General features: G+C 70.0%; 25 protein-coding genes. 8 read left to right on the top strand and 17 right to left on the bottom strand.

Annotated elements, in window-relative coordinates:
• Window positions 1-84: 84 nt before the first annotated feature.
• Together RPQ07_RS23275 and RPQ07_RS23270 are read left to right on the top strand one after the other, a co-directional pair.
• Window positions 85-1,344, top strand: a complete 1,260-nt coding sequence (locus tag RPQ07_RS23275) for a PTS transporter subunit EIIC (RefSeq protein WP_313946115.1) — start codon at window positions 85-87, stop codon at window positions 1,342-1,344.
• A gap of 285 nt (window positions 1,345-1,629) precedes the next feature.
• The gene (locus tag RPQ07_RS23270) at window positions 1,630-2,898 is read left to right on the top strand and encodes a PTS transporter subunit EIIC (protein ID WP_313946114.1); all 1,269 of its coding nucleotides are present in this window, start codon (window positions 1,630-1,632) and stop codon (window positions 2,896-2,898) included.
• A gap of 95 nt (window positions 2,899-2,993) precedes the next feature.
• On the opposite strand, the gene RPQ07_RS23265 is transcribed toward RPQ07_RS23270, so the two are convergent.
• The 3 genes from RPQ07_RS23265 to RPQ07_RS23255 form a co-directional block, all read right to left on the bottom strand.
• Window positions 2,994-3,416 carry a universal stress protein gene (locus RPQ07_RS23265; protein ID WP_313946113.1) on the bottom strand — a complete coding sequence of 141 codons (423 nt, stop codon included), beginning with the start codon at window positions 3,414-3,416 and terminating at the stop codon, window positions 2,994-2,996.
• A gap of 1 nt (window position 3,417) precedes the next feature.
• Window positions 3,418-4,929 (bottom strand): APC family permease, encoded by a 1,512-nt coding sequence (locus RPQ07_RS23260; protein ID WP_313946112.1) that lies wholly within the window; start codon window positions 4,927-4,929, stop codon window positions 3,418-3,420.
• Window positions 4,930-5,052: 123 nt separating this feature from the next.
• Window positions 5,053-5,805: an MBL fold metallo-hydrolase gene (locus RPQ07_RS23255; RefSeq protein ID WP_313946111.1), complete on the bottom strand. Its 753-nt coding sequence runs from the start codon at window positions 5,803-5,805 to the stop codon at window positions 5,053-5,055.
• A 394-nt stretch (window positions 5,806-6,199) separates the two neighbouring features.
• On the opposite strand from RPQ07_RS23255, the gene RPQ07_RS23250 reads away from it, so the two are divergent.
• On the top strand, window positions 6,200-6,661 hold the full coding sequence (locus RPQ07_RS23250; RefSeq protein ID WP_313946110.1) for a type II toxin-antitoxin system PemK/MazF family toxin: 462 nt from the start codon (window positions 6,200-6,202) through the stop codon (window positions 6,659-6,661).
• Between the two features lie 28 nt (window positions 6,662-6,689).
• On the opposite strand, the gene RPQ07_RS23245 is transcribed toward RPQ07_RS23250, so the two are convergent.
• The 7 genes from RPQ07_RS23245 to clpS all read right to left on the bottom strand — a co-directional run bounded on the left by RPQ07_RS23245 (window position 6,690) and on the right by clpS (window position 11,603).
• Window positions 6,690-7,640 (bottom strand): cysteine synthase, encoded by a 951-nt coding sequence (locus tag RPQ07_RS23245; RefSeq protein WP_313946109.1) that lies wholly within the window; start codon window positions 7,638-7,640, stop codon window positions 6,690-6,692.
• Window positions 7,640-7,972 carry a MoaD/ThiS family protein gene (locus tag RPQ07_RS23240; protein ID WP_313946108.1) on the bottom strand — a complete coding sequence of 111 codons (333 nt, stop codon included), beginning with the start codon at window positions 7,970-7,972 and terminating at the stop codon, window positions 7,640-7,642. Before RPQ07_RS23240 ends, RPQ07_RS23245 begins: the two co-directional genes overlap by 1 nt.
• Before the next feature lie 106 nt (window positions 7,973-8,078).
• Complete coding sequence (locus RPQ07_RS23235; protein WP_313946107.1) at window positions 8,079-8,195, bottom strand: putative leader peptide; 117 nt, start codon at window positions 8,193-8,195, stop codon at window positions 8,079-8,081.
• Window positions 8,196-8,315: 120 nt separating this feature from the next.
• Window positions 8,316-8,738, bottom strand: a complete 423-nt coding sequence (locus RPQ07_RS23230; protein ID WP_313946106.1) for a M67 family metallopeptidase — start codon at window positions 8,736-8,738, stop codon at window positions 8,316-8,318.
• Window positions 8,739-8,857: 119 nt separating this feature from the next.
• Window positions 8,858-10,300 carry an amino acid permease gene (locus RPQ07_RS23225; protein WP_313946105.1) on the bottom strand — a complete coding sequence of 481 codons (1,443 nt, stop codon included), beginning with the start codon at window positions 10,298-10,300 and terminating at the stop codon, window positions 8,858-8,860.
• A gap of 395 nt (window positions 10,301-10,695) precedes the next feature.
• On the bottom strand, window positions 10,696-11,289 hold the full coding sequence (locus RPQ07_RS23220; protein WP_313946104.1) for a DUF2017 domain-containing protein: 594 nt from the start codon (window positions 11,287-11,289) through the stop codon (window positions 10,696-10,698).
• Window positions 11,289-11,603: an ATP-dependent Clp protease adapter ClpS gene (gene clpS, locus RPQ07_RS23215; protein ID WP_313946103.1), complete on the bottom strand. Its 315-nt coding sequence runs from the start codon at window positions 11,601-11,603 to the stop codon at window positions 11,289-11,291. Before clpS ends, RPQ07_RS23220 begins: the two co-directional genes overlap by 1 nt.
• A gap of 162 nt (window positions 11,604-11,765) precedes the next feature.
• Between clpS and RPQ07_RS23210 the strand changes: the two genes are divergently transcribed.
• Both RPQ07_RS23210 and RPQ07_RS23205 read left to right on the top strand, forming a co-directional pair.
• The gene (locus RPQ07_RS23210) at window positions 11,766-13,094 is read left to right on the top strand and encodes a nicotinate phosphoribosyltransferase (protein ID WP_313946102.1); all 1,329 of its coding nucleotides are present in this window, start codon (window positions 11,766-11,768) and stop codon (window positions 13,092-13,094) included.
• Window positions 13,095-13,199: 105 nt separating this feature from the next.
• Window positions 13,200-13,790, top strand: a complete 591-nt coding sequence (locus RPQ07_RS23205) for a nicotinamidase (RefSeq protein WP_313946101.1) — start codon at window positions 13,200-13,202, stop codon at window positions 13,788-13,790.
• A gap of 98 nt (window positions 13,791-13,888) precedes the next feature.
• Here the strand turns inward: RPQ07_RS23205 and RPQ07_RS23200 are convergent, their stop codons facing one another.
• Together RPQ07_RS23200 and RPQ07_RS23195 are read right to left on the bottom strand one after the other, a co-directional pair.
• Complete coding sequence (locus RPQ07_RS23200; protein WP_313946100.1) at window positions 13,889-14,209, bottom strand: hypothetical protein; 321 nt, start codon at window positions 14,207-14,209, stop codon at window positions 13,889-13,891.
• 123 nt (window positions 14,210-14,332) lie between these two features.
• Entirely contained in the window at window positions 14,333-16,753 is a 2,421-nt protein-coding gene (locus RPQ07_RS23195) for an immune inhibitor A domain-containing protein (protein WP_313946099.1), read from the bottom strand.
• A gap of 371 nt (window positions 16,754-17,124) precedes the next feature.
• On the opposite strand from RPQ07_RS23195, the gene RPQ07_RS23190 reads away from it, so the two are divergent.
• The gene (locus RPQ07_RS23190) at window positions 17,125-17,448 is read left to right on the top strand and encodes a hypothetical protein (RefSeq protein ID WP_313946098.1); all 324 of its coding nucleotides are present in this window, start codon (window positions 17,125-17,127) and stop codon (window positions 17,446-17,448) included.
• On the opposite strand, the gene RPQ07_RS23185 is transcribed toward RPQ07_RS23190, so the two are convergent.
• Entirely contained in the window at window positions 17,437-18,219 is a 783-nt protein-coding gene (locus RPQ07_RS23185) for an RDD family protein (protein ID WP_313946097.1), read from the bottom strand. The two genes, RPQ07_RS23190 and RPQ07_RS23185, sit on opposite strands and share 12 nt — an antisense overlap.
• A gap of 84 nt (window positions 18,220-18,303) precedes the next feature.
• Window positions 18,304-19,710: an RDD family protein gene (locus RPQ07_RS23180; protein WP_313946096.1), complete on the bottom strand. Its 1,407-nt coding sequence runs from the start codon at window positions 19,708-19,710 to the stop codon at window positions 18,304-18,306.
• A gap of 219 nt (window positions 19,711-19,929) precedes the next feature.
• Here RPQ07_RS23180 and RPQ07_RS23175 point away from each other — a divergent pair, with 219 nt between their 5' ends.
• Window positions 19,930-20,412, top strand: a complete 483-nt coding sequence (locus RPQ07_RS23175; RefSeq protein ID WP_313946095.1) for an SsgA family sporulation/cell division regulator — start codon at window positions 19,930-19,932, stop codon at window positions 20,410-20,412.
• Between the two features lie 6 nt (window positions 20,413-20,418).
• Here the strand turns inward: RPQ07_RS23175 and RPQ07_RS23170 are convergent, their stop codons facing one another.
• Window positions 20,419-20,799, bottom strand: a complete 381-nt coding sequence (locus RPQ07_RS23170; protein ID WP_313946094.1) for a VOC family protein — start codon at window positions 20,797-20,799, stop codon at window positions 20,419-20,421.
• Window positions 20,800-20,932: 133 nt separating this feature from the next.
• Window positions 20,933-22,300 (bottom strand): FAD-binding oxidoreductase, encoded by a 1,368-nt coding sequence (locus RPQ07_RS23165; RefSeq protein WP_313946093.1) that lies wholly within the window; start codon window positions 22,298-22,300, stop codon window positions 20,933-20,935.
• 108 nt (window positions 22,301-22,408) lie between these two features.
• Here RPQ07_RS23165 and RPQ07_RS23160 point away from each other — a divergent pair, with 108 nt between their 5' ends.
• A complete protein-coding gene (locus RPQ07_RS23160) occupies window positions 22,409-24,172 on the top strand; it encodes a tetratricopeptide repeat protein (RefSeq protein ID WP_313946092.1) in 1,764 nt (587 codons plus the stop codon).
• 36 nt (window positions 24,173-24,208) lie between these two features.
• Here RPQ07_RS23160 and RPQ07_RS23155 read toward each other — a convergent pair whose 3' ends face one another.
• Window positions 24,209-24,958 carry a class F sortase gene (locus RPQ07_RS23155; RefSeq protein ID WP_313946091.1) on the bottom strand — a complete coding sequence of 250 codons (750 nt, stop codon included), beginning with the start codon at window positions 24,956-24,958 and terminating at the stop codon, window positions 24,209-24,211.
• Window positions 24,959-24,965: the final 7 nt, after the last annotated feature.

The raw sequence follows: 24,965 nt of genomic DNA, 5'->3' as shown, positions 1-24,965 counted from the left end.
GAGACCGGGCGCCGGGGTCGTACGCAACTGGTCTACACCAGTCTGCAACACCTGCCAAATACAGCATGTTCCAGGAGGACGCCGATGAGCACCGGGAGTGCGGCAGCACCTCAGCGCAACTGGTGGAACGGACTGTTCCAGGGCCTCCAGAAGGTCGGCCGGAGCCTTCAGCTCCCGGTGGCCGTCCTGCCCGCTGCCGGTCTGCTCGTCAGCCTCGGCAATCTCTTCGGCGCTTATCTGCACGGCGACTTCTGGGTGAAGACGGCCAAGGTCCTCACCCTCGGCGGCACCGCCATCCTGGACGGCGCCTTCGGTCTGCCGCTGCTGTTCTGCATCGGTGTGGCCATCGGTTTCGCGAAGAAGGCCGACGGCTCGACGGCGCTGGCCGCGGTCGCCGGGTTCCTCGTCTACTTCGGCGTCCTGAAGGCGTTCCCGGTCGACGGCTCGATCACCGAACTGCTCCCGGACGGCAAGCCGCAGAACCCCGGCGTCCTCGGCGGCATCCTGATCGGCCTGCTGACCGCGGTCGTCTGGCAGCGCTACCACCGCAAGAAGCTCGTCGACTGGCTCGGCTTCTTCAACGGCCGCCGGCTCGTGCCGATCATCATGGCCTTCATCTGCTGCATCCTCGGCGTACTGTTCGGCCTGCTGTGGGAGCCCGTCGGTGACGCGCTGACCGTGTTCGCGAAACAGCTGATCGACCTCGGCGCCTGGGGCGCCGGCATCTTCGGTGTCGCCAACCGGCTGCTGATCCCGATCGGCATGCACCAGTTCCTGAACACGTTCTTCTGGTTCCAGGCCGGTGAGTTCACCAAGCCGGACGGCACGGTGGTGCAGGGCGACCTGACGCGGTTCTTCGCCGAGGACCCGTCGGCGGGGCAGTTCATGTCGGGCTTCTTCCCGATCATGATGTTCGGCCTGCCGGCCGCGGCGCTCGCGATGACCCACTGCGCCAAGCCGGAGCACCGCAAGCGGGTGGCGGGCCTGATGTTCTCGGTCGGTCTCACCTCGTTCGTCACGGGTGTGACCGAGCCGATCGAGTTCTCCTTCATGTTCGCGGCACCGCTGCTCTACGGCCTGCACGCGCTGCTGACCGGTGCGTCCATGGCGATCACCTGGGCGCTCGGGGTGCATGCGGGCTTCAGCTTCTCGGCGGGTCTGATCGACTACATCGTCAACTGGCATCTGGATACGAAGCCCTGGCTCATCCTGCCGATCGGCGCGTGCTTCGCGGTGGTCTACTACGTCGTCTTCCGGGTGGTGATCACGGTCTTCAACATCCCCACTCCGGGACGCGAGCCGGAGGAGCTCCAGGAGGAGATGGAGCAGGAGACCACCAAGTAGCCGCGCCGGGCGGGCTCGGCACCACTCCGCCGGGCGACTCGCCTCCTGGAAGGAATTGACACAGAAGGCCCCTGGACCACCCGGTCCGGGGGTCTTTGTCATGACTTCTCACGGTATGAACCTGGCCACAGAATTCGCAGGTTCCTTATCTATCCTTCACGTGCTACAACAGGTCTACACCACTCAGTGGTGTAGACCACGCGGCGGTCGCCGCGTTCCCCTCGAGACGCCGTCCACCCCCGTTTTTCCCTGCCCGGCGGCGCCTTGCTCTCCTGGAGGAAGTTGATGTCCACGGCTAGCGCCGCCCCCGAGGCGGACAAGAAGAAGATGGGCGCCGGCGCGATGGCTGTCATGCAGCGTATCGGCCGCAGCCTGATGCTGCCGGTCGCGGTGCTGCCCGCAGCGGCGCTCCTGGTCCGGTTCGGGCAGCCCGACATGCTGGGCAAGGAGTCCTTCCCGACCTTCATCACCAAGATCGCCGGCTATATGTCGGCCGGTGGTGGCGCCCTGCTCGACAACATGCCGCTGCTCTTCGCCGTCGGCATCGCGATCGGGTTCGCCAAGAAGTCGGACGGCTCCACGGCCCTCGCCGCCGTCGCCGGTTACCTCGTCTTCAAGAACGTGCTGGCCACGTTCACCGACCCGAACCTCGACAAGGTCGCCAAGGTCGTCGACGGCAAGATAGTCATGACCGAGGCCCCGGTGGACGCCAAGGTTCTCGGCGGCGTGGTCATGGGCATCGTTGTCGCACTGCTCTACCAGCGCTTCTACCGCACCAAGCTGCCCGACTGGGCGGGCTTCTTCGGCGGCCGCCGCCTCGTACCGATCCTGTCCGCCTTCGCGGGTCTCGTCGTCGGCATCCTCTTCGGTCTCATCTGGCCGGTCCTCGGCACCGGACTGCACAACTTCGGTGAGTGGCTGGTCGGTTCGGGCGCGGTCGGCGCGGGCATCTTCGGTGTCGCCAACCGTGCGCTGATCCCGATCGGCATGCACCACCTGCTCAACTCCTTCCCGTGGTTCCAGGCCGGTACGTACGAGGGCAAGAGCGGCGACATCGCGCGCTTCCTCGCCGGCGACCCGAGCGCCGGACAGTTCATGACCGGCTTCTTCCCGATCATGATGTTCGCCCTCCCGGCGGCCTGCCTCGCGATCGTGCACTGTGCCCGCCCGGAGCGGCGCAAGGTCGTCGGCGGCATGATGTTCTCGCTCGCGCTCACCTCGTTCGTCACCGGTGTCACCGAGCCGATCGAGTTCACCTTCATGTTCATCGCCCCGGTGCTGTACGCCCTGCACGCGGTGCTCACCGGTGTCTCCATGGCGCTGACCTGGGCGCTCGGTATGAAGGACGGCTTCGGCTTCTCGGCCGGCGCGGTCGACTTCTTCCTCAACCTCGGCATCGCGTCCAACCCGTGGGGTCTGGCCCTGGTGGGTCTCGCCTTCGCGGCGGTCTACTACGTGGTCTTCCGCTTCGCGATCACCAAGTTCAACCTGCCGACGCCGGGCCGTGAGTCCGACGAAGAGCTGGCGGAACTCCAGAAGGCCGAGGCGAAGTAGCCCTCACGCGCTCGCACCTCACGCGCAGACGCTCAGGTCTGAAGCGGCGGAGCCCGTGCCCTCCAGGAGGGGGCACGGGCTCCGCCGTGTTCGCCTCAGCCCGTCACCGGCGCCGGTACGCACAGCACCGGGATCGACGACAGGTGCAGCAGCTTGTGCGGCGTCGAGCCGAGCAGCGCTCCGCGCATGGGGCTCTCGGCATAAGTGCCGACCACGATCACCCGTGCCTCGTGCTTCGCCGCCGCCTCCAGCAGGGCCTCGGAGGGTTTGGCGTCGATGATCTCGACGGTGGTGGGCACACCGGCCTCGTCCGCCGCCTCCACCGCGTGCTCGAGCGCCGTGCGGCCCAGTTCCCGCAGCGCGTCCCGATGGGCCCGGTACTCGTCCCCCATGTGACCCGGCACCGCGGCGCCGTAGACCAGGACGAGGGATTCGCCGAACGCCGCCGACACCTCGATCGCCACGTTCAGCGCGCGGACCGCGCCCGGTGACTCGTCGTATCCCAGGACGACAGACATGTCACGACTCCTTCTTGCCTGCGCGGACCATGGCCGGGTCGCACACACCGGCCCGCTCGCGCCAGAACTCGGCGGACGTCAGGCGGCGCGCGACCATGATGATCAGGCCGACGAGCACGATGCCGATGCCGATGACGAGCGGCGGTCCGAGCCCGAACCAGGAGACTCCGCTGTAGGAGTTCGCCGGGTCGGACATGTCGCCGATCGACTCCACGAGCAGCCAGGCCAGCAGGGCGGCACCGACGAGCGGGCCCACGCCGATGAGGAAGAAGTTGCGGACGCTCTCGGTGAGGTGGCGGCGGTAGTAGACGGCGCAGGCGAGTCCGGTCAGCGCGTAGTAGAACGCGATGAGCAGCGACAGCGCGGTGAGCGAGTCGAAGAGTGCGTTCTCGCTGATCAGATTGACGACGACGTACCAGAGGATGGCCACGAAGGCGACGGCCCAGGTGGCCACGTGCGGGGTGTGGAAGCGCGGGTGGATGCGGGCGAACACGGACGGCAGCGCGTGCCTGCGGGCCATCGACAGGGCCGTGCGCGACGAGGGGATGATCGTCGTCTGCGTGGAGGCGAGGGCGGAGGTGGCGACCGCCAGGAGCACGATCCAGTCCCAGCCGCCCATGACCTCGCCGGCGAGCAGACCGAAGATGAACTCCTCCTCTCCGGCGTTCTCGGCGAGGAAGGCCGGGCCCGCGTAGGCCACGACCGCGATGCCGACGGACAGGTACGACACCAGCAGCACGATCGTCGACCAGATGCCCGCCCGGCCCGGGGCGCTGGCGGAGTCCTCGACCTCTTCGGTGAGGTTGACCGCCGACTCCCAGCCCCAGTACATGAAGACGCCCAGCAGCAGACCGCCGGTCAGCGCGGCGCCGCCCGCGCCGAAGGGGTCGAGCCAGGAGAATTTCGGCTCGATGGAGGGCAGGGAGGCGGTGCCGGCGTAGACGCGGTAGATCGCGACGACGGCGAAGGCGAGCAGACAGGCGATCTGGGCGAGGATCAGCACGTTCTGCACGCGCGCCGACGCCTCGGTGCCGATGACGCACACGGCCGTCATCACGAGGATCAGCAGCACGGTGAGCGTTTGGCGTACGACGGCGTTGTCCGCCCAGCTGTCGAGTCCGACGGCGAGCAGTCCGAAGCCGATGGCGACGTCGGCGAGCGAGCCGACGACCAGCACGCCGGTCATCATGATCGCCCAGCCGCCGATCCAGCCGGCCCACGGGCCCATGGCGCGGGTGACCCAGGAGAACGTGGTGCCGCAGTCCTGGTCGACCTTGTTGAGATAGAAGAAAGCCGATGCGATCAGCAGCATCGGCACGAAGGACGCGAGGATCACGCCTGGGGCGTAGATGCCCACGAGGGCCACGACGGGGCCGATGACGGCCGCGAGCGAGTAGGCCGGGGAGGTGGAGTTGATTCCGATGACGAGCGCGTCGACGAAGCCGATCGCGTTGTGCTTCAGGTCAGCTTCCGGGCTGGGCTGCGGGCGTCTGTCCGCGACGTCATCGGCCATGTTTCCTCACAGATCAGGCGATGTGTCCGGTCATATGTGATTTTAGAGCGTAGGCCCGGGATCGACCTGTCGGCCAGATGTCGTGCACGCCGGAACGTCCACGACACTGCCTCCCGCCGGCTCCTACAGGTGGTAGACGGCCCCCGGCACCGCGATCTCGCTCGGGCCGCTGAAGACCGCGCGGGCGTCGGCCAGATTCCGCTCGCCGTCCGTCCACGGGGGAATGTGCGTGAGGACCAGCCGGCCCGCGTTCGCCCGCTGCGCGTGCGCGCCCGCCTCACGGCCGTTGAGGTGGAGGTCGGGGACGTCCTCCTTGCCGTGGGTGAAGGAGGCCTCGCACAGGAACAGGTCGGCGCCGTCGGCGAGTTGGTGGAGCGGCTCACAGACGCCGGTGTCGCCGGAGTACGTCAGCGTCTTGCCCTCGTGCTCCAGCCGGATGCCGTACGCCTCGACCGGGTGGGCCACGCGTTCGGTACGGACCAAGAACGGTCCCAGCTCGAAGGTGCCCGCCTTGAGCGTGTGGAAGTCGAAGACCTCGCTCATGGAGGACTTCGACGGGGTGTCGGCGTAGGCGGTGGTCAGGCGCTGCTCGGTGCCTTCGGGTCCGTAGACGGGGATGGCCTCGCAGCGGCCGCCTTCGTGACGGTAGTACCGGGCCACGAAGTATCCGCACATGTCGATGCAGTGATCGGCGTGGAGATGGCTGAGGAAGATGGCATCGAGGTCGTAGAGACCGATGTGGCGCTGCAGCTCGCCGAGGGCGCCGTTGCCCATGTCGAGGAGCAGCCGGAAGCCGTCGGCCTCTACGAGGTAGCTCGAGCAGGCCGATTCCGCGGACGGGAACGACCCCGAGCAGCCGACGACGGTGAGCTTCATGGAGCTTGAACCTCCGTTGACGAGGAGGGCTGGGGGCGGGTCGTGCGGTCTGTCGAGCGTAAGGCGCGAAAGGGCGGGTCGCTCCTCCAGAGAGGGGGGTTGTGGGGGAACTCACCTGCGCTGTCACCGGTTCGGGGGTGCGATGCCCTGTGGCCGGGTGGGCAGGTGGGTGGTAGTGGTACACGCCGGTGGTCGCGGAACCCGGGCCGAAGACGGGTGCGGGCGGCTGTGGCTGGGTGGTAGTAGTACCGGCCTGGCGTCGCAGAGCCTGCGCTCGAAGCAGGGTGCGGGCGGCACTGGCGGGGTGGGGCGCCTGGGCCGAAGGCGGGTGCGGGGGCAGTCAGTGCCGCCGGGTGCGCGACCTCGGGGCAGGGGGCCGGTAGCCTTCCGGGGCATGGATACGTCTTGGTGGCTCGCAGTCGCCGCCGTCGTCGTGATCGCGCTGGTCGCCGCGGTGGCCGACGGGTACGGGCGCGGCCCGCGGCGGCCCGCCGGGCGCACCCGGCCTCCCGGGCGGCCCACCGGCCCCCGGCGCGGGACGAAGCACAAGCCGCAGCCCGGTGAGATCTGGTGGGCGGACGTTCCCTACGAGGACGGGCCCGGCTCGAAGGACCGGCCCTGTCTGGTGCTGTCGGTGCGCGGCGGCACCGCCCAGGTCGCGAAGATCACCAGCAAGTACCACGACGAGCGCCCGGGCGTGATCTCCCTGCCGCCCGGCACGGTGGGTGACGCGCAGGGCCGCCCGAGCTTCCTGGAGACCGACGAGCTGCGGGCGGTCGAGGTGTGGGAGTTCCGCCGGAGGGTCGGGATCGTGGACCCGACCGTGTGGGACCAGGTCCGTCACCTGTCGGCATGACCCGCGGGCCCGCGGGTCCGTACCGGCGTCAGGCCCAGAGCTGGCCCTGGAGCGTCTCGATCGCTTCCTCCGTCGTGGCCGCCGTGTAGACACCCGTCGACAGATACTTCCAGCCGCCGTCCGCGACGACGAAGACGATGTCCGCCTGCTCCCCCGCCTTCACCGCCTTCTTGCCGACGCCGATCGCCGCGTGCAGTGCCGCGCCGGTGGAGACGCCCGCGAAAATGCCTTCCTGCTGCAGGAGTTCACGGGTGCGGGTAACCGCGTCCGCCGAGCCGACCGAGAAACGGGTCGTCAGGACGGACGCGTCGTAGAGCTCGGGGACGAAGCCCTCGTCGAGGTTCCGCAGGCCGTAGACCAGGTCGTCGTAGCGCGGCTCCGCGGCGACGATGCGGATGCCCGGCACCTGCTCGCGCAGATAGCGGCCGACGCCCATCAGCGTGCCGGTCGTGCCGAGGCCGGCGACGAAGTGGGTGATGGACGGCAGGTCCGCGAGGATCTCGGGACCGGTCGTCGCGTAGTGGGCGCCGGCGTTGTCGGGGTTGCCGTACTGGTAGAGCATCACCCAGGTCGGGTTCTCCTCGGCGATCCCCTTGGCCACGCGGACCGCCGTGTTGGAGCCGCCCGCCGCGGGGGACGAGATGATCTCCGCGCCCCACATGGCGAGCAGCTGCCGCCGCTCCTCGCTCGTGTTCTCGGGCATCACGCAGACGATGCGGTAGCCCTTGAGCCGCGCCGCCATCGCCAGGGAGATGCCCGTGTTGCCGGACGTCGGCTCCAGGATCGTGCATCCCGGGGTGAGCCGGCCGTCCTTCTCCGCCTGCTCGATCATGTGGAGCGCGGGGCGGTCCTTGATCGAGCCGGTCGGGTTGCGGTCCTCCAGCTTGGCCCAGATCCGCACGTCGTCCGAGGGCGACAGTCGCGGGAGGCGGACCAGCGGGGTGTTGCCGACCGCGGCGAGCGGGGAGTCGTAACGCATCAGCGCATGCCCGCCTGGCGCGCGGCCATCACCTCGGCGGGACGCTGCTGCGCGGCGGCGGAGCCTCCTGCCACGGCGGGCAGGATCGTGACGCTGTCGCCGTCCGCGAGCTTGGTGGAGATGCCGTCGAGGAAGCGCACGTCCTCGTCGTTCAGGTACACGTTCACGAAGCGGCGGAGCTGGTCGCCGTCGACGATGCGCTCCCTGATGCCGTTGTGCCGGGACTCGAGGTCGGCGAAGAGATCGGCGAGGGTGTCCCCGCTGCCCTCGACGGCCTTGGCGCCGTCGGTGTAGGTGCGGAGGATGGTCGGGATGCGGACCTCGATGGCCATGGCGTGGGCTCCTGTCGGGAGTGAGGCTTGGGGGCGCGCGGCTCTGCCCCCGCGCGAGGGGTTCGGTGCTGGGTGCGCTCGGGCCGTGGGGCCGGTGGGCCGTCGGTCAGGACGCGGCGCGGGGCCTACACATCGCGCTGGCGAGGCGGCACAGGTCGACGTGCAGCCGCGCCACGAGCAGCAGGGTGCTCGGCGTCTTGTCGCTCACGTCAGAAGGAACCATGCGGTCATCGTATCGATTCCCCCTCCGTGTCCCGGAGGGGGTTCTCGCATCCTGGACGCATCCGGCTCACGATGTGGTCAGGCGGAGGAACCGGTGGCCGCTGCCGTGCCGGTCGCGGGCTCAGTAGGCCTCGACGACCTTGACGTCTTCCTCGGTCACTTCGCCGTCCACGATGCGGAACGAGCGGAACTGGAAGGGGCCCGCGGCCTCCGCGTCGGCGGTGGAGACCAGGACATAGTGGGCGCCGGGCTCGTTCGCGTAGCTGATGTCCGTACGCGACGGGTAGGCCTCGGTCGCGGTGTGCGAGTGGTAGATGATCACCGGCTCTTCGTCCCGGTCGTCCAGGTCGCGGTAGAGCTTCAGCAGGTCCGTGGAGTCGAACTCGTAGAAGGTGGGCGAGCGGGCCGCGTTCAGCATGGGGATGAAGCGCTCGGGACGGCCGCTGCCCTCGGGGCCGGCGACGACCCCGCACGCCTCGTCGGGGTGGTCGGCGCGTGCGTGCTCGACGATCCGGTCGAACAGAGCCTGGGTGATGGTCAGCATGAGCGACAGGATAAGCAGACGGGCCGGCCGTACCGAGGAGTGGTACGAGCCGGCCCGGATGCTGGACCTTCGAGGGGCGGCGCCGGCAGGAGGACCTGGCGCCGTTCCCTGCGGAGCCTCTAGCGCTCCACGTCCTTCTTCGTCGCGTCACGCTTCACGAACGCCGCCCCCTCGGGGTTGCGCCCCTTCAGCACCAGGTAGGAGACGCCCAGGATCAGCGCCCACAGCGGCGCGCAGTACAGCGAGATCCGCGCGTCCTTGTCGACACCCATCATCACGATGACCATGCCGATGAAGGCGAGGGCGAACCAGCTGGTCCAGGGGGCGCCGGGCGCCTTGAAGGTGGACTGCGGCAGTTCGCCGCGGTCGGCCTTGGCGCGGTAGCGGATCTGGCTGACCAGGATCATGATCCAGGCCCACATGCCGGAGATGGTGGCGAAGGAGACGACGTAGTTGAAGGCGTCGCCGGGCCACTGGTAGTTGATCCAGACGCCGACCAGCATCAGCGCGGCGGAGAAGGTGGTTCCCGCCAGCGGGATGCCGCTCTTGGTCAGCCGTGTGAAGAACGCCGGGCCCTGGCCGTTGAGCGCGAGGTCGCGCAGCATCCGGCCGGTGGAGTACATGCCCGAGTTGCAGGAGGACAGGGCCGCGGTCAGGACCACGAAGTTGACGATCGCGGCGCCGACGCCGAGGCCCATCCGCTCGAACGCGGCGACGAAGGGCGAGACGCCCGGCTCGAACGCGGTCCACGGCACGACCGAGAGGATCATGATCAGCGCGCCGACGTAGAAGACGCCGATACGCCACGGGACGGTGTTGATCGCCTTGGGGAGGGTCTTCTCCGGGTCCTTGGACTCGCCGGCGGTGACGCCGACCAGTTCGACCGCGAGGAAGGCGAACATCACGATCTGCAGCGTCATCAGCGTGCCGCCGATGCCCTTGGGGAAGAACCCGCCCTCGGACCACAGGTGCGTCATGGAGGCCGTGTCGCCGGCGTCGGAGAAGCCGATCGTCAGCACACCGGCGCAGATGAGGATCATGCCGATGATGGCGGTCACCTTGACCATGGAGAACCAGAACTCCAGCTCACCGAAGAGCTTCACGGAGATCAGGTTCGCGCCGTACAGGATGATCGTGAAGACCAGTGCGGAGAGCCATTGCGGGATGTCCCACCAGTACGTCATGTACGTGGCTGCCGCGGTGACTTCCGTGATGCCGGTGACGACCCAGAAGAGCCAGTACGTCCAGCCGGTCACGAAGCCCGCGAAGGGGCCCACGAATTCGCGTGCGTACTCGGCGAACGAGCCCGAGACGGGGCGGTACATGAGCAGTTCGCCCAGCGCCCGCATGATGAAGAAGATGACCAGGCCGGCGATCGCGTAGGCCAGGATGAGGCTCGGTCCGGCCTTGGAAATGGCCTTGCCGGCGCCCAGGAAGAGGCCGGTGCCGATGGCTCCGCCGATCGCGATCATCTGGATCTGACGAGCACCCAGTCCTCGCTGGTAGCCCTGGTCGGCGGCATCGTCGCCGCCGTGCTTCTTGTCGACCTGCACCGAGGTCATGGTGATGCGCCCTTTCTCCATGCTGACCGCGCCCGCTGCGTCGCGCGGCTGCGGATCAGGTCCTGATCCCCCCGGATGTGGATGGAGTGCTACCGGCGATCTGCCGGCCCCAGCGCCCCCGGGAACATGGGTGGCGCCCCCGGCGGTCCGGAAGATTTATCACGACTGCAACGTTGATCGGTCGCAGCGAGTGTGGCGCACGGCACAGGAAGAAGGGGACAAAACTCCCCCGAAATCGCAAAGCACGAAGGCTTGGTGACACGATCGTTATCCGGATTTGAGTGTCCGTTGAGCGAATGGAATCCGGCGGGAGCATGACAGAAAGCGGGTCCTGGAAACGCGGGCCGGGACGCGCGCGGGCCGGGCGCCGAAGCCGTGGCTCCGGCGCGCCGACCTCAGTGCATCAGTGTCTCGACGAGCGTCTCCTGGAGCACCCCGAGCCAGAGGTACGCCATGACCATCGGCTTGCGCGGATCGTCGTCCGGCAGCCGGTAGAGCTCGTTGTTCTCGTCCTCGTCGCCGACCTCGAGACGGGTGCCGATGGTCAGGCGCAGATCATTGAGTGCCCCGAGCCAGCGCGCGCAGTCGTCCGGCCCGAGCTTCAGGACGGCTCCGCCTTCGCCGCCGGCGCTGAGCGCGTCGAGGCAGCGGACGACACAGAGTGCGTCGTCCCGTTTGCGGGAGCGCAGGTCGTTCTCGGTGAAGCGCCTGAACTCGGCGGAGGCGGCGCGCAGTTCCTCGTCCTGCTCGTCCGCGTCCGGTCCGGTGTAGCCGTCGGGGAACAGCCGGGCGAGCGCCGGGTCGGCGGGCGGTTCGCTCGGCCCTTCGGCGAACATCGCGGCGAGCGGGTCCTCGCCCTCGACCGGCTCGTCGCCGGGGCCGATCAGCTCCAGCATCTGGACGGCGAGGGAGCGCAGGATGGAGATCTCGACCTCGTCGAGCGGGACGGCCGCGCCGCCGCCGGGGATCGGCTCGAAGTGGCCCGCCATCAGTTGCGGTCCTGGGAGAGCGTCGCCCACAGCCCGTATCCGTGCATCGCCTGCACGTCGCGTTCCATCTCCTCGCGGCTGCCGCTGGAGACCACGGCCCGTCCCTTGTGGTGCACGTCGAGCATCAGCTTGTGCGCCTTGTCCTTGGAATAGCCGAAATAGGCCTGGAAGACATAGGTGACGTAGCTCATCAGATTGACCGGGTCGTTGTGGACCAGCGTCACCCAGGGCACATCCGGCTCGGGAACGGCGAAGGTCTCCTCCGCCGATTCGGGGCGTTCGATCTCTGTAGGAGCAACACTCACCCGGTCCATGCTGCCACCCGCAGGGGTCCATCGCACAAACGGGCCTCACATCTCGTCACTCTGACGAGATGTGCGCTACGCTCACGTCATGGCTGCGTCACCCGGGGGGCGACCCCCGGCACCCGGTCGGTCCGACCGGCAGCCCGGACAAGAAGTGTGAGGTTGACCGTCGTGAACCATGCGGACCTTGGCCTGCCGGTGGATGTGCCCTCGACAGCGCTCTTCACGGACCAGTACGAGCTCACGATGCTGCAGGCCGCGCTCCGGTCCGGTACGGCGGGGCGCCGCTCGGTCTTCGAGGCCTTCACCCGCAGACTGCCCGAGGGGCGGCGCTACGGCGTGGTCGCGGGCACCGGCCGGGTGCTCGACGCCGTGGAGAACTTCCGCTTCGACGCCGGGTTGCTCGGCTTTCTGCGCGAGCAGCGGATCGTCGACGAGCCGACGCTCGAATGGCTCGCCTCGTACCGCTTCACCGGCGACATCTGGGGCTACCCCGAGGGCGAGGTGTACTTCCCGGGTTCGCCGATCCTGCGGGTGGAGGGCTCCTTCGCCGAGTGCGTCGTGCTGGAGACCGTGATCCTCTCGATCCTCAACCACGACTCGGCGATCGCCGCGGCGGCCTCCCGGATGTCGTCGGCGGCGATCGGGCGGGGGCTCATCGAGATGGGCGCGCGGCGTACGCACGAGCTCGCCGCGGTGGCCTCGGCGCGCGCCGCGTACGTGGGCGGTTTCGACTCCACCTCCGACCTGGCCGCCGGCTTCCGCTACGCGATCCCGACGGTGGGCACCAGCGCGCACGCCTTCACCCTGCTCCACGACAGCGAGCGCGACGCCTTCCAGGCCCAGGTCGACTCACTCGGACGAGGGACGACGCTGCTCGTCGACACCTACGACGTGGCGGAGGCCGTGCGTACCGCCGTGGAGATCGCCGGGCCGGAACTGGGCGCCGTCCGTATCGACTCCGGCGACCTGCTGCTCGTCGCGCACCGGGTGCGCCAGCAGCTCGACGAGCTGGGCGCACGCGACACCAGGATCGTGGTCACCTCCGACCTCGACGAGTACGCGATCGCCTCGCTGGCCGCCGCGCCCGTGGACGCCTACGGCGTGGGCACGCAGCTGGTCACCGGCAGTGGGCACCCCACCTGCTCGATGGTCTACAAGATCGTCGCCCGTGCCCAGTCGGCCGACCCGCAGGCCCCGCTCCAGCCCGTGGCGAAGAAGTCGATGGGTGCGAAGTCCTCGCGGGGCGGGCGCAAGTGGGCCGCGCGCCGGCTGGACGCCGAGGGGGTGGCGGAGGCGGAGGTCATCGGAGTCGGTCCGGTGCCGGCCGAACTCGCCGACCACCAGCTCCAGGTGGAGCTGGTCAAGGGCGGCACCGTGGTGGGCCGCGAGCCGCTCGACACGGCACGGGACCGGCACCGGGCGGCGCGGTCCGGGCTGCCGATGTCGGCGATCCAGCTGTCCAAGGGAGAGCCTGTCCTGCCGACGGAGTACGTATGAACGCAGCGTGAAGCCCTCTCCCGCTGAGCCGCCCGAGTCTCTAGGCTCGATATCGCCGCTCGCATGCCCCCGCCGCCATTCCCCGGACCCCTAAGGACCCCCGCCATGCACCGCGCACTGATCGTCGTGGACGTCCAGAACGACTTCTGCGAAGGCGGCAGCCTCGCGGTGACGGGGGGCGCCGAGGTCGCCGCCGCCATCACAGACCTGATCGGCGAGGCCGCCGCCCCCGCCGGCTATCAGCACGTGGTCGCCACCCGCGACCACCACATCGAGCCCGGCGACCACTTCTCCGACCACCCCGACTTCTCCCACAGCTGGCCGCCCCACTGCGTGGCGGGCACGGAGGGCGTGGGCTTCCACCCGAACTTCGCTCCGGCGGTGGCGTCGGGCGCGGTCGACACCGTCTTCGACAAGGGCGCGTACGCGGCCGCGTACAGCGGCTTCGAGGGCACGGACGAGAACGGCACGACGCTGGCGCAGTGGCTGCGGGCGCGTGAGGTGACGGAGGTCGACGTCGTCGGCATCGCGACGGACCACTGCGTCCGGGCGACGGCGCTGGACGCGGCCCGTGAGGGCTTCACGACGCAGGTGCTGCTGGACCTGACGGCGGGAGTGGCGAAGGAGTCCACGGAGCGGGCGCTGGAGGAGCTGCGGGGCGCGGGCGTGGAGCTGTCCGGCAAGCCGGTCGTCTGACGCCCGGCCGGTCCCCCGGTGGTCCCGCCACTCGCCCCGTCGGCCCGGAGCCGCACACGGGCCCGGGGCGAGGCCGGGCGACCCGGTGGGGCGCCGCTCTAGCCCTCCCGCACTCGCGCGTCCTGGAGCAGCGCCCGTATCGGGTGCCAGAGCTCCTGGGTCGCCCCCGGCTGGCCGCGCCACAGCAGGCCGTCCGGATGGTGCAGTACGGCGGTGATCTCGTCCGGTGTCGGCGGCTCGACGTTGCCTCGCAGATAGACCGCCCGCAGCCCCAGGTTCCGCAGTCGCGTCAGCGCCCGCGCCCGGTTCCTCGCGAGGACCAGGAAGCGGGCCGTGCTCCCGTCGCCGAGCGGGCTCGGCAGGCTGAGCGCGACGACCACGCTGCCGTTGGGCAACTTGCTGAAACCTCCGCCAGGCATGCGGAACCACTCCCCCGTGAGATGGCGTGTCAATAAGGATCCGGTAGGACGCACCTAAACACGATCGGCCGCCGCCCGCTAGAGGGCGACGGCCGATCATGGTTTGACCTGCGGTTATACCTTTTACTTGGTCGACGGACCAACCTTCACGGTGATCGACTCACCGCTCTTGGGCTCACTCACGATGGAGATCTTGGTGTTGGTGTCAGTTACCTTGACGCCCGCCGTCGGGTTCTCGGCGTACCAGTAGACGCCCTTGCGGTCGTCGAACACCGAGGTGCCCTTCTGCGCCTTGATCCGCTGGGCGACGTCCGCGTTGTGCAGCGTGAACGCGTCGGTCGGACGCAGGCTGAACGTCGAGTCGAACGTCTGGATCTTGTTCCGCATCAGCGTGCCGTTGGCCCACTTCAGCGGCTTGGCGTGCGCGTCGATCGGCAGGACGAGACCCTGGCCCGGGTGGGCGCTGGTGTTGTTGTCCTTCTGGGAGGTGTCCCACAGCCAGATCAGCAGGCCGTTCTGGTACGGGTAGTGCTCGACCCACCCGTCCTTCGGAGCCTTGAAGCCGAAGTTGTACGGGCCGACCTTGAGGGTCTTGTCGTACGACACGTACTGGCGGTTCTCGGCCAGGTAGTACTGCTCGTACTGCTTGGTGAAGGACTCGGCGATGCGGGAGAAGCCCTTCGGGGTCCAGCCCGCGTCGTCACCCTCGGCGTTGTCCGTGAACAGCGCCGTGCCGTCCGCCGTGACCGTGATCGCGTCGGCCGCGAAGCCCTTGCCGCCCGCGCCGCCGTCCGTCTGGTAGCGGAAGCGGACGTCGATCTTCTTGCCGGCGTACGCGTCGAGCGGGTACACGAGCTTCTTGTACGCGCCGGAGGTGCCGGTCAGCGCCGGCTTGTCGCCCGCGTCGCGCGGAACGGCCTTGCCGTCGGCGGTACCGTCCACCGGCGTCCAGTTGGCGCCGCTGTCCGTCGACACCTCGGCGTAGAGGTAGTCGTAGCCGGTCTCGATGTCCCACCAGCCCGAAAGCTCCAGGGAAGCCTTGGACTTGCCGGTCAGGTCCACCGGGCGGGACAGGGTGTTCTTGAGGTCGTCACCCATGTCGCTCCACCACTGCTTGGAGCCCTCGGCGGGCTTCACGACGGTGGTGGTGACGGCCTTCTTCGGCAGCTCGACGACGAGCGCCTGCGGCCGCTTGGTGTTGTACTCCGAGACACCCAGCTTGTGGGTGGACGCCTTCGCGGCCTTGCCCTTGGTGTAGTTGAGCCAGCCCAGCTGGAGCTTGTCCCAGGCGGTCATGTCACCGGGCAGGTCGCCGATGGAGTCCTTGCCGGTGCCGAGCCAGGAGCCCGCCGACATCAGGGTCCAGTAGCCGGTCGAGTTCTCGCCCTTGCCCGAGGTGTCGTAGTGGTCGGGCAGACCGAGGTCGTGACCGTACTCGTGGGCGAAGACACCGAGGCCGCCGTTCTCGGGCTGCATGGTGTAGTCGCCGACCCAGATACCGGTGTTGCCCACCTGGGTGCCGCCGGACCGATTGTTCGCCGGGCCGGTCTTGCCGGCGTCGGTGCCGTACGCGTACCAGCGGTGCGCCCACAGGGCGTCGGGGCCCTGGGCGCCGCCGCCGGCGGACTCGTCCTCACCGGCGTGGACGATCTGGAAGTGGTCGATGTAGCCGTCGGCCTCGTTGAAGTTGCCGTCGTTGTCGAAGTCGTACCGGTCCCACTGGTCGTAGCCGGACAGGTCCGCCTTGATCTGCGCGTCGGTACGGCCCTTGGCCTTCTGGTCGGCGACCCAGGCGGTGACGCCGTCGCGGACCGTGTCCCAGACGTTGGCGCAGTTGGAGTCGCCGCAGTAGTTGGAACCGTAGCGGGCCTCGTTGTAGTCGACCTTGACCCAGTCGGAGACGCCGCCCTCGACCGAGTAACGGCCCGAGGAGGTCTTCTCGTAGTAGGTCTTCAGGGACTCCTTCTGCTGACCGGTCTTCTTGTCCTTGCCGGTGCCGAAGTAGAGGTCCTGGAAGTGCTTCTGGTTGTAGTCCGCCTGCCAGGCCGTGGAGTTGTCCAGCTTGGGGTCGGGCTTGGCTATCTTGTTGTGCAGGGGGCCGGGCGCTCCGCCGTACTTCTTCACCGGCGCCTCGGGTCCGTCCGGACCGTCGGGGTCGAACATCGTGGTGTCGTCGACCTTGTCGCCGAACTCCACCAGGATCGTGAAGATCTTGTCCGTCTTCTCCCGGCCGAGCTCGACGTACTTCTTGTCGCCGAGCTTGACGACCTGGGAGCCACCGCGCTTCTGCACGGTCGCGTCGCCGGATATGACCTGCTCCAGAGCGGCTTCGCGCTGCTGCTCCTGCTGCTTGCTGAAGGGTCCGTCGAGGTCGTGCTCGACGTGGTCCTTCTGCGGCGCCGGGTCACGGCGCTCGATGCTCGCGGGCGCCGTGGAGCCCTGGTCCTCGGCCTGTGCGCTGGTGAACGCCGAGGCCGAGGCGGCCGTGGCCGCCAGAGCCACGAGCACCGCGGACGTTCTGATCGTCCGTCGCTTGATGGTCACTTGAATTGGTCCTCCCCCGCGCTACCGTTCGCAGCCGGACTCATGTGGGGTCGTCCGGGCGCGGTACACGCGTCACAAGTGACGACATTCGACCGGAGTTGCCGGAGAAAAGACAGACCTTGACTTGAACAGGCCAACTGCACTATGCAGGAGCACAGTTCCGTTATCCGGACGAGCCGCAGACCGGCCAACGGGCGCACGTATCAGGCCACTTGATGCATCGAATGACTCCGTGCGCCCCCGATGCACCAGCACCGTGGGTTAGGTCACGCTTACCACCCGTTCCCGCCGGGCATCCATCGCCGTACAGTCCCTTGTCAGTGCGACCGCGTTGAGAGCCAGCCCCCGACGTCCCGAGGACGGATACCGTCATGCCGCGTCCGACTGCCGCACAGCTCGCCTACGGTTCGGCCACCGTCGTCTTCTCGACCCTCGCGCTGCTGTTGCTGACGCGTACCGCCCACCCCGTCGGCGTCGCCGCCATCGGCGTCGCGTCCATGGCGCTCGGACTGCTGGTCGCGGTGGCCCTGCCGATGGGCCGGGCCGCACAGGCGGCGAGGGCCGCTCAGGCCGCGCGCACCGCCCGCGTGAAACATGCCGCGGCTTCCGCCGACGGTCTCACCAACCGGGTGCCCGGGCCCCGCGCCCGCGTCGGCGCCGAGGCCAGGGTCGGCGAGCACTCGCTACGCCGCTGACACCACCACGGTCTTGCCGGCCTTGTCGTGCAGGCCCTGCTTGTAGGGCTTGTCGGTCAGGATCGTGATGATGATGACGAGCCACCAGATACAGAAGCAGCAGACGAGCGCCGGCACCCACAGCACCACGGCCCGCAGCAGCGAGGAGCCGGTGTCCGGCACGCTCCCGTCGTTGAGCATCGCGACCCGCAGCTTCATCAGCTTCTTGCCGACGGTCTGGCCGTTCCTCTTGACCATGAGGGTGTCGTAGCCGACGTAGGCGACCAGGGAGATCAGCGACCACAGCCACTGCCTGCCCGTGTTCAGGTCGCCCGCGATGTCGTCCCAGGTGTCGCCGTTCGCGTCGACGCCCCAGCCGCCGAAGATCAACGACAGCAGGAACAGCGGGATGAACACGATCAGCGCGTCGATGACCCGGGCGAGGAACCGCCGGCCGAACTCCGCGAGCGGCGGCATCCCGGCGAGGGGATCGACCCCGCCGTAGGGACCGCCCGGACCGCCGCCGTAGGGACCGCCGGGGCCGCCGCCGTACGGCCCGCCGGGCCCGCCGCCGCCGTAGGGATCGCCCGCGCCGGGGCGGCCGCTTCCGTACGGGTCACCACCCTGCCCGCCGTACGGCGAACCCGGCGGCGGCCCCTGTCCGGAACCGGGCGGCGGCCCCGGAGGAGGCTCCTGCGGACCGCCCGCCGACGGCGGCGTGGGGTCCTGCGGCTTCTTGAGGAAAGGGTCGTCCTCGGGCGGCTGGCCCGGCCTCGGCGCGTCGTTGCTCATGGGGGCAGTGCACCGCGCCGAGCGGGTACCCGCAACGGCTCGCGTGCCGTTCGGGGGACCCCCGCGCGCGCCGGTCCGGACGGGTCAGCCGGTGACGAAGGTGTGCGCCGCCTTGTCGTGCCAGCACTGCCGCCACGGCCGGTCGAACAGACACCACAAGACGTTGACGATGCCGACCGCGATGACGCCGAGCACGCCGTAGACGAGCCAGCGGCGCAGCGCGGCACCGAACGACGGAGGGTCGTGGGACTCGATGTCCATGACCGACAGACCGCAGACCTTCTTGCCCAGCGTGCGGCCCCACTTCGCCGTCGGCAACGCCTCGTACAGCACCCCGAACACCAGCAGGGCGCCCAGGATGATCGCGAGATGGACGGAGGTGGTGCCGTCGATCAGCCAGACGGTGACCGTCTCACCGGACTGCTTCGCCGCGTCGATCTTGTCGTTGATGTGCGCGAGCGCCTGCGAGCCGACCGGTACGGCCACGGCTCCGACGACCGCGCCGAGCAGCACGGTGTCGATCAGCCGGGCGGCGAACCGCTTGCCCAGCGAGGCCGGGCGGGCCGACGCCTGCGCCTGGGCGGCCGCGAGGAAGGGGTCGTTGACCGGCGGCTTCCAGGGGGTGACGGGCGGGTCGTTGTCGGTCTCACGGGCGAGTCGGTGGACCTGCTGCGCCCAGGAGGCCGAACCGCCGCCGGGGCCGTCGGTCATGGGAGCGTGGCCGGCCCGCTCGGGTGCCTGCTGCTGCGGCACGTCCGGCGTCTGCGGCGTCTGCGGCTGAGCGGGTGCGGACGCGCCGGGGGTCATGGACCGGACGCTGAGACCTTCGTCGGTCCGTCCCGCGGCCGCGGCGGCGGCCCGCAGGGCGCGGATCGTCACGGTGTGGTCGACCGGGGGCTGAGCCTGCGGGCCTTGCGGCGCCGAAGGGTCGGCGGTGCCGCCGTCGGCGGCGGCTCCCTGACGGGAGCGCATGGCGCGGATGGCGGCGGTGTTGTCCGTCCGGGACTCGCCGGCGTCGTCCCCGCCGAGGGAGCGCACGCCGGGCAGCGCGCCGCCGGTCGGGTCGCCGGCCTGGGACGGAAGCCGCGGGTCCGCGGGGGCGCCCGCCGCCGGTCCGCCGTGGGCGGCCGGGGTGCGCGGGTCCTGGGGACCGCCCCACGAGACCCGGTTGTCGCGGTCGCCGCCGAAGCCGGTCTGCCGGGAGGTGTCGGCGGCCCAGGCGGTCGCGGGTTCCGGACGGGAGGGCTGGTCGGACGGCTCCTCGTCGAAGAAGTGCGGTCCGGTCTCCTCGACCCGGGCTGCCGGGGTCTGTTCGGGGGCTGCCTGGCCGGGCCCCGGATCCATCGCCTCACCGGCGTTCGGAGCGGGCCGGCTCGTGCCGGGCACCCAGGCAGCGCCGTTCCAGTACCGGACGTATCCGGGGATGGACGGATCCGGGTAGTAGCCGGGCGTCGGACTTCCGTCGCCGGTGGCCGGGGTGGGGGCGCTCATCACCGTGGTCCCGTATCTCCTCGAGAGCCTCAATACAAGGCACCACATCTATCAGACCCTTGAGTGTCCCCGGGCCGGTCCCGGCGTAACGACCACTTTCCGGTCACCCTCCGATCACAGAAAGTTGTTCCCCGAACCCGCGTCATAGCCGGCGGGGACCGCGCTCTCTCCTTGCAGGGCCCGCCCACGGGCCTCGTACCCGAAGGGAAGAGCACTGTCATGCACTCAGTGGTGGAACGCGAACTGGAGCTGAAACTCGTACTGTCGCCCGAGCGGAGCGTCCCCGTTCCGGCCCGGCTGACCTATCGCACGGACGATCCGTACGCCGTGCACGTCACTTTCCACGTCGGCTCCGACAGTCCGGTCAAGTGGACCTTCGCACGGGAGCTGCTGGTGGAGGGGGTGTTCCGGCCGTGCGGCCACGGCGATGTCCGGGTCTGGCCGACCAAGGTCGACGGCAGAAACGTCGTCCTGATGGCGCTCAGCTCACCGGACGGCGACGCGCTGCTGGAGGCGGTGGCCACGGTGGTGTCGGCCTGGCTGGAGCGGACGCTGCGGGTGGTTCCCCCGGGCTCCGAGTCCGAGCGGCTGGGCATCGACGACGGTCTCGCCGAGCTGCTGGCGCCCACCCCGGCCGACGATCTGTGGCTGCGCAGCCCCTGGCCGTCGGACGAGTCGCAGGAGGGCGACACCCATGCGTGAGAGGGATCAGACGTAGGTATGCGTGATGAACTCGATGGAGTGGCCGTCGGGGTCGTCGATGTACACCCCGCGGCCACCGAACAGGTGGTTGATCCGCTGCGGCTCGGCGTGCGCCGGGTCGGCCCAGTACGGCAGTTCCCGCTCCGTGATCCGCGCGAAGATCGCGTCGAACTCCTCCTCGGAGACGAGGAACGCCAGATGCTGGGAGACGATCTCGGCGTCCCCGCTCCGGTCGTAGTAGTCGAGCGTGACCCCGCCGCTCAGGGCGACACTCGCGAAGGGGCCGAAGGCCTTCGGCTCGGGTTCGTCGATGAGTTCGGTGAGAAAGCGGGCGGCGGCGAAGCGGTCACGGGCATGGACGATGGTGTGGTCGAGGCGTGCGGGCACGGCTGCCTCCTCCTGGGCGCTTGCCCGGCGGCAGGACCGCCGGGCCGATGTCTCCACGCTAGGACCACGGGGACGGCCGGGCATCGGCCATCGGTCCGACGGCCCGGCAGACCTTGGACCGAGGACCCGGGGCTCAGAAGAGCTTGCCGGGGTTGAGGATGCCGAGCGGGTCGAAGGTGGCCTTGATGCCGCGCTGCAACTCCACTCCCACCGGCCCGAGTTCGCGCGCGAGCCACTCCTTCTTCAGAACGCCGACGCCGTGCTCGCCGGTGATCGTGCCGCCGAGTTCGAGGCCGAGCGCCATGATCTCGTCGAACGACTCGCGGGCCCTTCGGGACTCGTCGGCATCGGTGTGGTCGAAGCAGACGACGGGGTGGGTGTTGCCGTCTCCCGCGTGGGCGCAGACGCCGATGGTGAGGTCGTACTTCTCCGCGATGCCGGCCGTGCCCTCCAGCATCGCGCCGAGCTTCGAGCGCGGTACGCAGACGTCGTCGATCATCGTCGCCGTCTTCACGGTCTCCAGCGCGGTGAGCGACATCCTGCGCGCCTGGAGGAGCAGTTCCGACTCGGCGACCGTGTCGGCCGGGACGACCTCGGTGGCACCCGCGGCCTTGCACAGCACTCCGACGGCGGCGAGGTCGGCTGCCGGCTCCGGGGTGTCGAAGGCGGCCAGCAGCAGGGCCTCGGTCGTCTCGGGCAGCCCCATGTTCGCCATGGCGTTGACCGCCCGCAGCGTCGTGCGGTCCATGAGCTCCAGCAGCGACGGGGTGTGGCCGCGCTCCATGATCGCGCAGACCGCGTCGCAGGCGGCCGCCGCCGAGTCGAACTCCGCCGCCAGCACCAGCTGGGCGGGCGGCTGCGGCCTGAGGGCCAGCACCGCTTTGACAACGATGCCGAGGCTGCCCTCGGAGCCGACGAAGAGCCTGGTGAGGTCGTAGCCCGCGACGCCCTTGGCGGTGCGGCGGCCGGTGCTCAGCAGCCGGCCGTCGGCGAGGACGACGTCCAGGCCGAGCACGTACTCCGCGGTCACGCCGTACTTGACGCAGCACAGTCCGCCGGACGCGGTGCCGATGTTCCCCCCGATCGTGCACATCTCCCAGCTGGAGGGGTCCGGCGGGTAGTAGAGCCCGTGTTCGTTGACCCCGCGGGAGAGCACGGCGTTGACGACGCCGGGCTCCACGACGGCGATCCGGTCGACCGGACTGATCTCCAGGATCCGGTCCATTTTCGTGAGCGAGAGCACGATGCACCCGTCCGAGGCATTCGCGGCGCCGGACAGGCCGGTGCGGGCGCCCTGCGGGACGACCGGGACACGCAGTTCGGTCGCCGTGCGCATGACGTGCTGCACGTGTTCCACCGTGCGCGGGAGGACCACGACCGCGGGTGTGCCCGCCTCGCAGAAGCTCGCCATGTCGTGTCCGTACGACGCCGTCACATCCGGATCGGTAATGAGGGCATCGGCGGGCAGGCCGGAACGCAGCCGTTCGAGAAGATCGTCCATGGACCCAGCGTCGCACCAGGGGCCATCGGTGTGAACCCGTCTGCGTTCCGGTTCACAGGGCCGGGTGTGTTCTTCGTATTTACTGCTCGCTGACGCACAGTGAGCGCCATGAACAGCGAACATCTGAAGACCGCCGCGATCAGCACCCTGGTCGCCGCGACGCTGGTCACCGGAGTCGTCGTGCTGGTTCCCGCCCGCGACGAGCTGGGCCCCCGCCCGGCACCCGGCAGCCCCGGCGCCCGGGCGCTGGCCGCCACGGCGACGGGCATTCCGGCCGCCCTCGACGACCTGACCGCTCTGATCGCCGAGCGGGAGCGCTGGCTCCAGGCGCACCCCCGGGACGGGGACGCGTGGGCACTGCTCGGGTCCGCGTATGTGGAGCGGGGCATGCGGCTTGCCGACTGGACCGCGTTCCCGAAGGCCGAGAGCGCCCTGCACAGGTCGCTGGAGGCGCTGCCGGCGGAGGAGGGAAACACCGAGGCCCTCGTCGGCCTCGCCACTCTGGCCAACGCCCGGCAGGACTTCGTCACCGCCCGCGCCCTGGCCGAGCGCGCGGTCAAGCAGCGGCCGAAGCGGTGGACGGCGTACCCGGCACTGATCGAGGCCTGCAACGGCCTTGGCGACTACAAGGCCGTCATCAAGGCGATGGACACCCTGACGTCGCTGCACACGGGGTCGCAGGCGCTGGGGCTGGCCGCGCGGGTCTACCGCAACCGAGGCTGGCGCGAGGACGCGGCGGCCACCGCGTACGACGCCGTGGGCAGCGCCTCGAACCGCGCGGAGAAGGCGGTCGCCCTCCAGCAGCTGGGTGATCTGGCCTGGGAGCGCGGGGAGCCGGAGGAGGCCGTCGAGGCCTACGACCGTGCCCTGAAACTCGCGCCGGACCACCACCCGGCCCTGGCGTCGCGAGCCCGCGCGCTGGCGGCACTCGGCCGTACCGACGAGGCCTTCCGCGACTACCAGGCGGCTCTGGAGGAGCTTCCGCTGCCGCAGTACGCCCTGGAGGCGGGCGAGTTGTACGAGTCGCTCGGGCTGAACGGGGACGCCCAGTCGCAGTACGAGCTGATGCGCACCTCGGCCACGAAGGCCGGCGAGCACGGCGTGAACCAGGAACTGGTGCTCGCGCTGTACGAGGCGGACCACGGCGACCCCGAGGCCGCCGTGCGCCGGCTCGAGGGCGAGTGGAACCGCAAGCACCGCAGCATCCAGGTCGCGGACGCGCTGGGCTGGGCCCTGTTCAAGGCGGGTCGGGCGAAGGAGGCGCTGCCGTACGCGAAGAGGGCGACGGACGAGGGCCTGCGCAGCCCGCAGTTCTCCTACCACCGGGGGGAGATCGAGCGGGAGCTCGGTCTGTGGGGTCCGGCCCGCCGGCACCTCGCGGAGGCGCTGCGGATCAATCCGCACTTCTCGCCGCTGCTGGCTCCGCTGGCCACGGACGCCCTCGCCGCGCTCGGGGAACTGCCGGACGGCGGTCCCAAGAAGGTGACCGGGGAGGAGCGGGACGCGGAGCCCGTGCAGGGCGACGGGGTCACGGGCGGCCCGGTGAGGCCGAAGCAGGAACCCTCCGAGCGGGCCCGGTCGGGCAGCGCGACCCCGTCCGCCGACGGAGCGGGGACGGGGTACGGAGCAGGCGCGGGCACGGGCTCGTCCGGTACGGATGCCTCCGGTGCGGGATCGTCCGCGACCGGCTCCTCGGGCTCGCACTCCGGCGGTACGGGCCGGGGGACGAGCCAGGGCTCCGGTGCCGGGCAGCAGGCACCGCCGTCGCGGCAGTCCCCCGGGCAGTCCGCGGGCACCGCGCCGCGGCAGAACGCGAACGCCCAGCCGCCGGCGTCCGGCGGGCCCGGCAACGCGCGGCCGGGGGGCAACTGACCGTCGCGGGCGACCGGCCCCGGCGCAGAGCCGGGGTCAGCGGAGGGTGGCGTAGACGATGAGGTTGTCGACCGGGTGGCCCTGGGCGTCGAAGGCTCCGTCGCAGGTGATCAGCCGCAGCTCGCGGCCCGCCGTGCGGCCGTAGACCCGTTCGGTGGGAAAGGCCTGCTTGCTGACCGTCTCCGTGGCGGTGACGGTGAAGTGGGCGGTGGCTCCCGCGGCGTTGCGCACCGCTATGTCCGCGCCCCGGGCGATCTTCCGGAGGTCGTGGAAGACGGCGCGGCCGTGGCGGGTGTCGTTGTGACCGATGATCACGGCGGCCCCGCTGTCGCCCGGGACGGCCGCGCCGGTGTACCAGCCCGCGGTCATGCCCCGGTCCGCGGGCGGGACTTCGACGGTGCCGTTCCGGTTGAGGCCGAGTCGCATCAGCGGGCCGGTCACACCGATCGAGGGGATGCTCACCTCCACGGCGTCGGCTTTCCGCTTCGGGGCGGGGTCGGCCTTCTGCTGCCGGGCGGGATCGGAGGGCGCTGTGGCGGAGGCGCGCGGTGTGCCCGCGGCCGGGTCCTCGTCGGCCGCCGCGGAGCAGCCGGTGACGGCGGCGAGAAGGGCGAGGACGAGGGCGAGGGCGAGAGCGGTGGCACGAAGGGGACGGGCGGGCGCGCGGGACGCGCCGGTCCGCGCCTGCCCGAAGGCGGGCTGACCGGGACGGTGCAGACCGGGACGGTGCGGACCGGGACGGTGCAGACCGGGACGGTGCGGACCGGGACGGTGCGGCGGGGTCATCGGAACT

The sequence above is a fragment of the Streptomyces sp. AM8-1-1 genome, from assembly GCF_032229325.1.
GTDB lineage: Bacteria > Actinomycetota > Actinomycetes > Streptomycetales > Streptomycetaceae > Streptomyces > Streptomyces achmelvichensis.
The sequence above is the reverse complement of the archived record's forward strand: the minus strand, read 5'-3'. Positions and strand labels throughout refer to the sequence as shown.

Coding starts and splice junctions, on each gene's coding strand:
- RPQ07_RS23275 (WP_313946115.1), top strand. CDS start 85: ATGAGCACCGGGAGTGCGGCAGCACCTCAGCGCAACTGGTGGAACGGA.
- RPQ07_RS23270 (WP_313946114.1), top strand. CDS start 1,630: ATGTCCACGGCTAGCGCCGCCCCCGAGGCGGACAAGAAGAAGATGGGC.
- RPQ07_RS23265 (WP_313946113.1), bottom strand. CDS start 3,416: ATGTCTGTCGTCCTGGGATACGACGAGTCACCGGGCGCGGTCCGCGCG.
- RPQ07_RS23260 (WP_313946112.1), bottom strand. CDS start 4,929: ATGGCCGATGACGTCGCGGACAGACGCCCGCAGCCCAGCCCGGAAGCT.
- RPQ07_RS23255 (WP_313946111.1), bottom strand. CDS start 5,805: ATGAAGCTCACCGTCGTCGGCTGCTCGGGGTCGTTCCCGTCCGCGGAA.
- RPQ07_RS23250 (WP_313946110.1), top strand. CDS start 6,200: ATGGATACGTCTTGGTGGCTCGCAGTCGCCGCCGTCGTCGTGATCGCG.
- RPQ07_RS23245 (WP_313946109.1), bottom strand. CDS start 7,640: ATGCGTTACGACTCCCCGCTCGCCGCGGTCGGCAACACCCCGCTGGTC.
- RPQ07_RS23240 (WP_313946108.1), bottom strand. CDS start 7,972: ATGGCCATCGAGGTCCGCATCCCGACCATCCTCCGCACCTACACCGAC.
- RPQ07_RS23235 (WP_313946107.1), bottom strand. CDS start 8,195: ATGGTTCCTTCTGACGTGAGCGACAAGACGCCGAGCACCCTGCTGCTC.
- RPQ07_RS23230 (WP_313946106.1), bottom strand. CDS start 8,738: ATGCTGACCATCACCCAGGCTCTGTTCGACCGGATCGTCGAGCACGCA.
- RPQ07_RS23225 (WP_313946105.1), bottom strand. CDS start 10,300: ATGACCTCGGTGCAGGTCGACAAGAAGCACGGCGGCGACGATGCCGCC.
- RPQ07_RS23220 (WP_313946104.1), bottom strand. CDS start 11,289: ATGGCGGGCCACTTCGAGCCGATCCCCGGCGGCGGCGCGGCCGTCCCG.
- clpS (WP_313946103.1), bottom strand. CDS start 11,603: ATGGACCGGGTGAGTGTTGCTCCTACAGAGATCGAACGCCCCGAATCG.
- RPQ07_RS23205 (WP_313946101.1), top strand. CDS start 13,200: ATGCACCGCGCACTGATCGTCGTGGACGTCCAGAACGACTTCTGCGAA.
- RPQ07_RS23200 (WP_313946100.1), bottom strand. CDS start 14,209: ATGCCTGGCGGAGGTTTCAGCAAGTTGCCCAACGGCAGCGTGGTCGTC.
- RPQ07_RS23190 (WP_313946098.1), top strand. CDS start 17,125: ATGCCGCGTCCGACTGCCGCACAGCTCGCCTACGGTTCGGCCACCGTC.
- RPQ07_RS23185 (WP_313946097.1), bottom strand. CDS start 18,219: ATGAGCAACGACGCGCCGAGGCCGGGCCAGCCGCCCGAGGACGACCCT.
- RPQ07_RS23180 (WP_313946096.1), bottom strand. CDS start 19,710: ATGAGCGCCCCCACCCCGGCCACCGGCGACGGAAGTCCGACGCCCGGC.
- RPQ07_RS23175 (WP_313946095.1), top strand. CDS start 19,930: ATGCACTCAGTGGTGGAACGCGAACTGGAGCTGAAACTCGTACTGTCG.
- RPQ07_RS23165 (WP_313946093.1), bottom strand. CDS start 22,300: ATGGACGATCTTCTCGAACGGCTGCGTTCCGGCCTGCCCGCCGATGCC.
- RPQ07_RS23160 (WP_313946092.1), top strand. CDS start 22,409: ATGAACAGCGAACATCTGAAGACCGCCGCGATCAGCACCCTGGTCGCC.
- RPQ07_RS23155 (WP_313946091.1), bottom strand. CDS start 24,958: ATGACCCCGCCGCACCGTCCCGGTCCGCACCGTCCCGGTCTGCACCGT.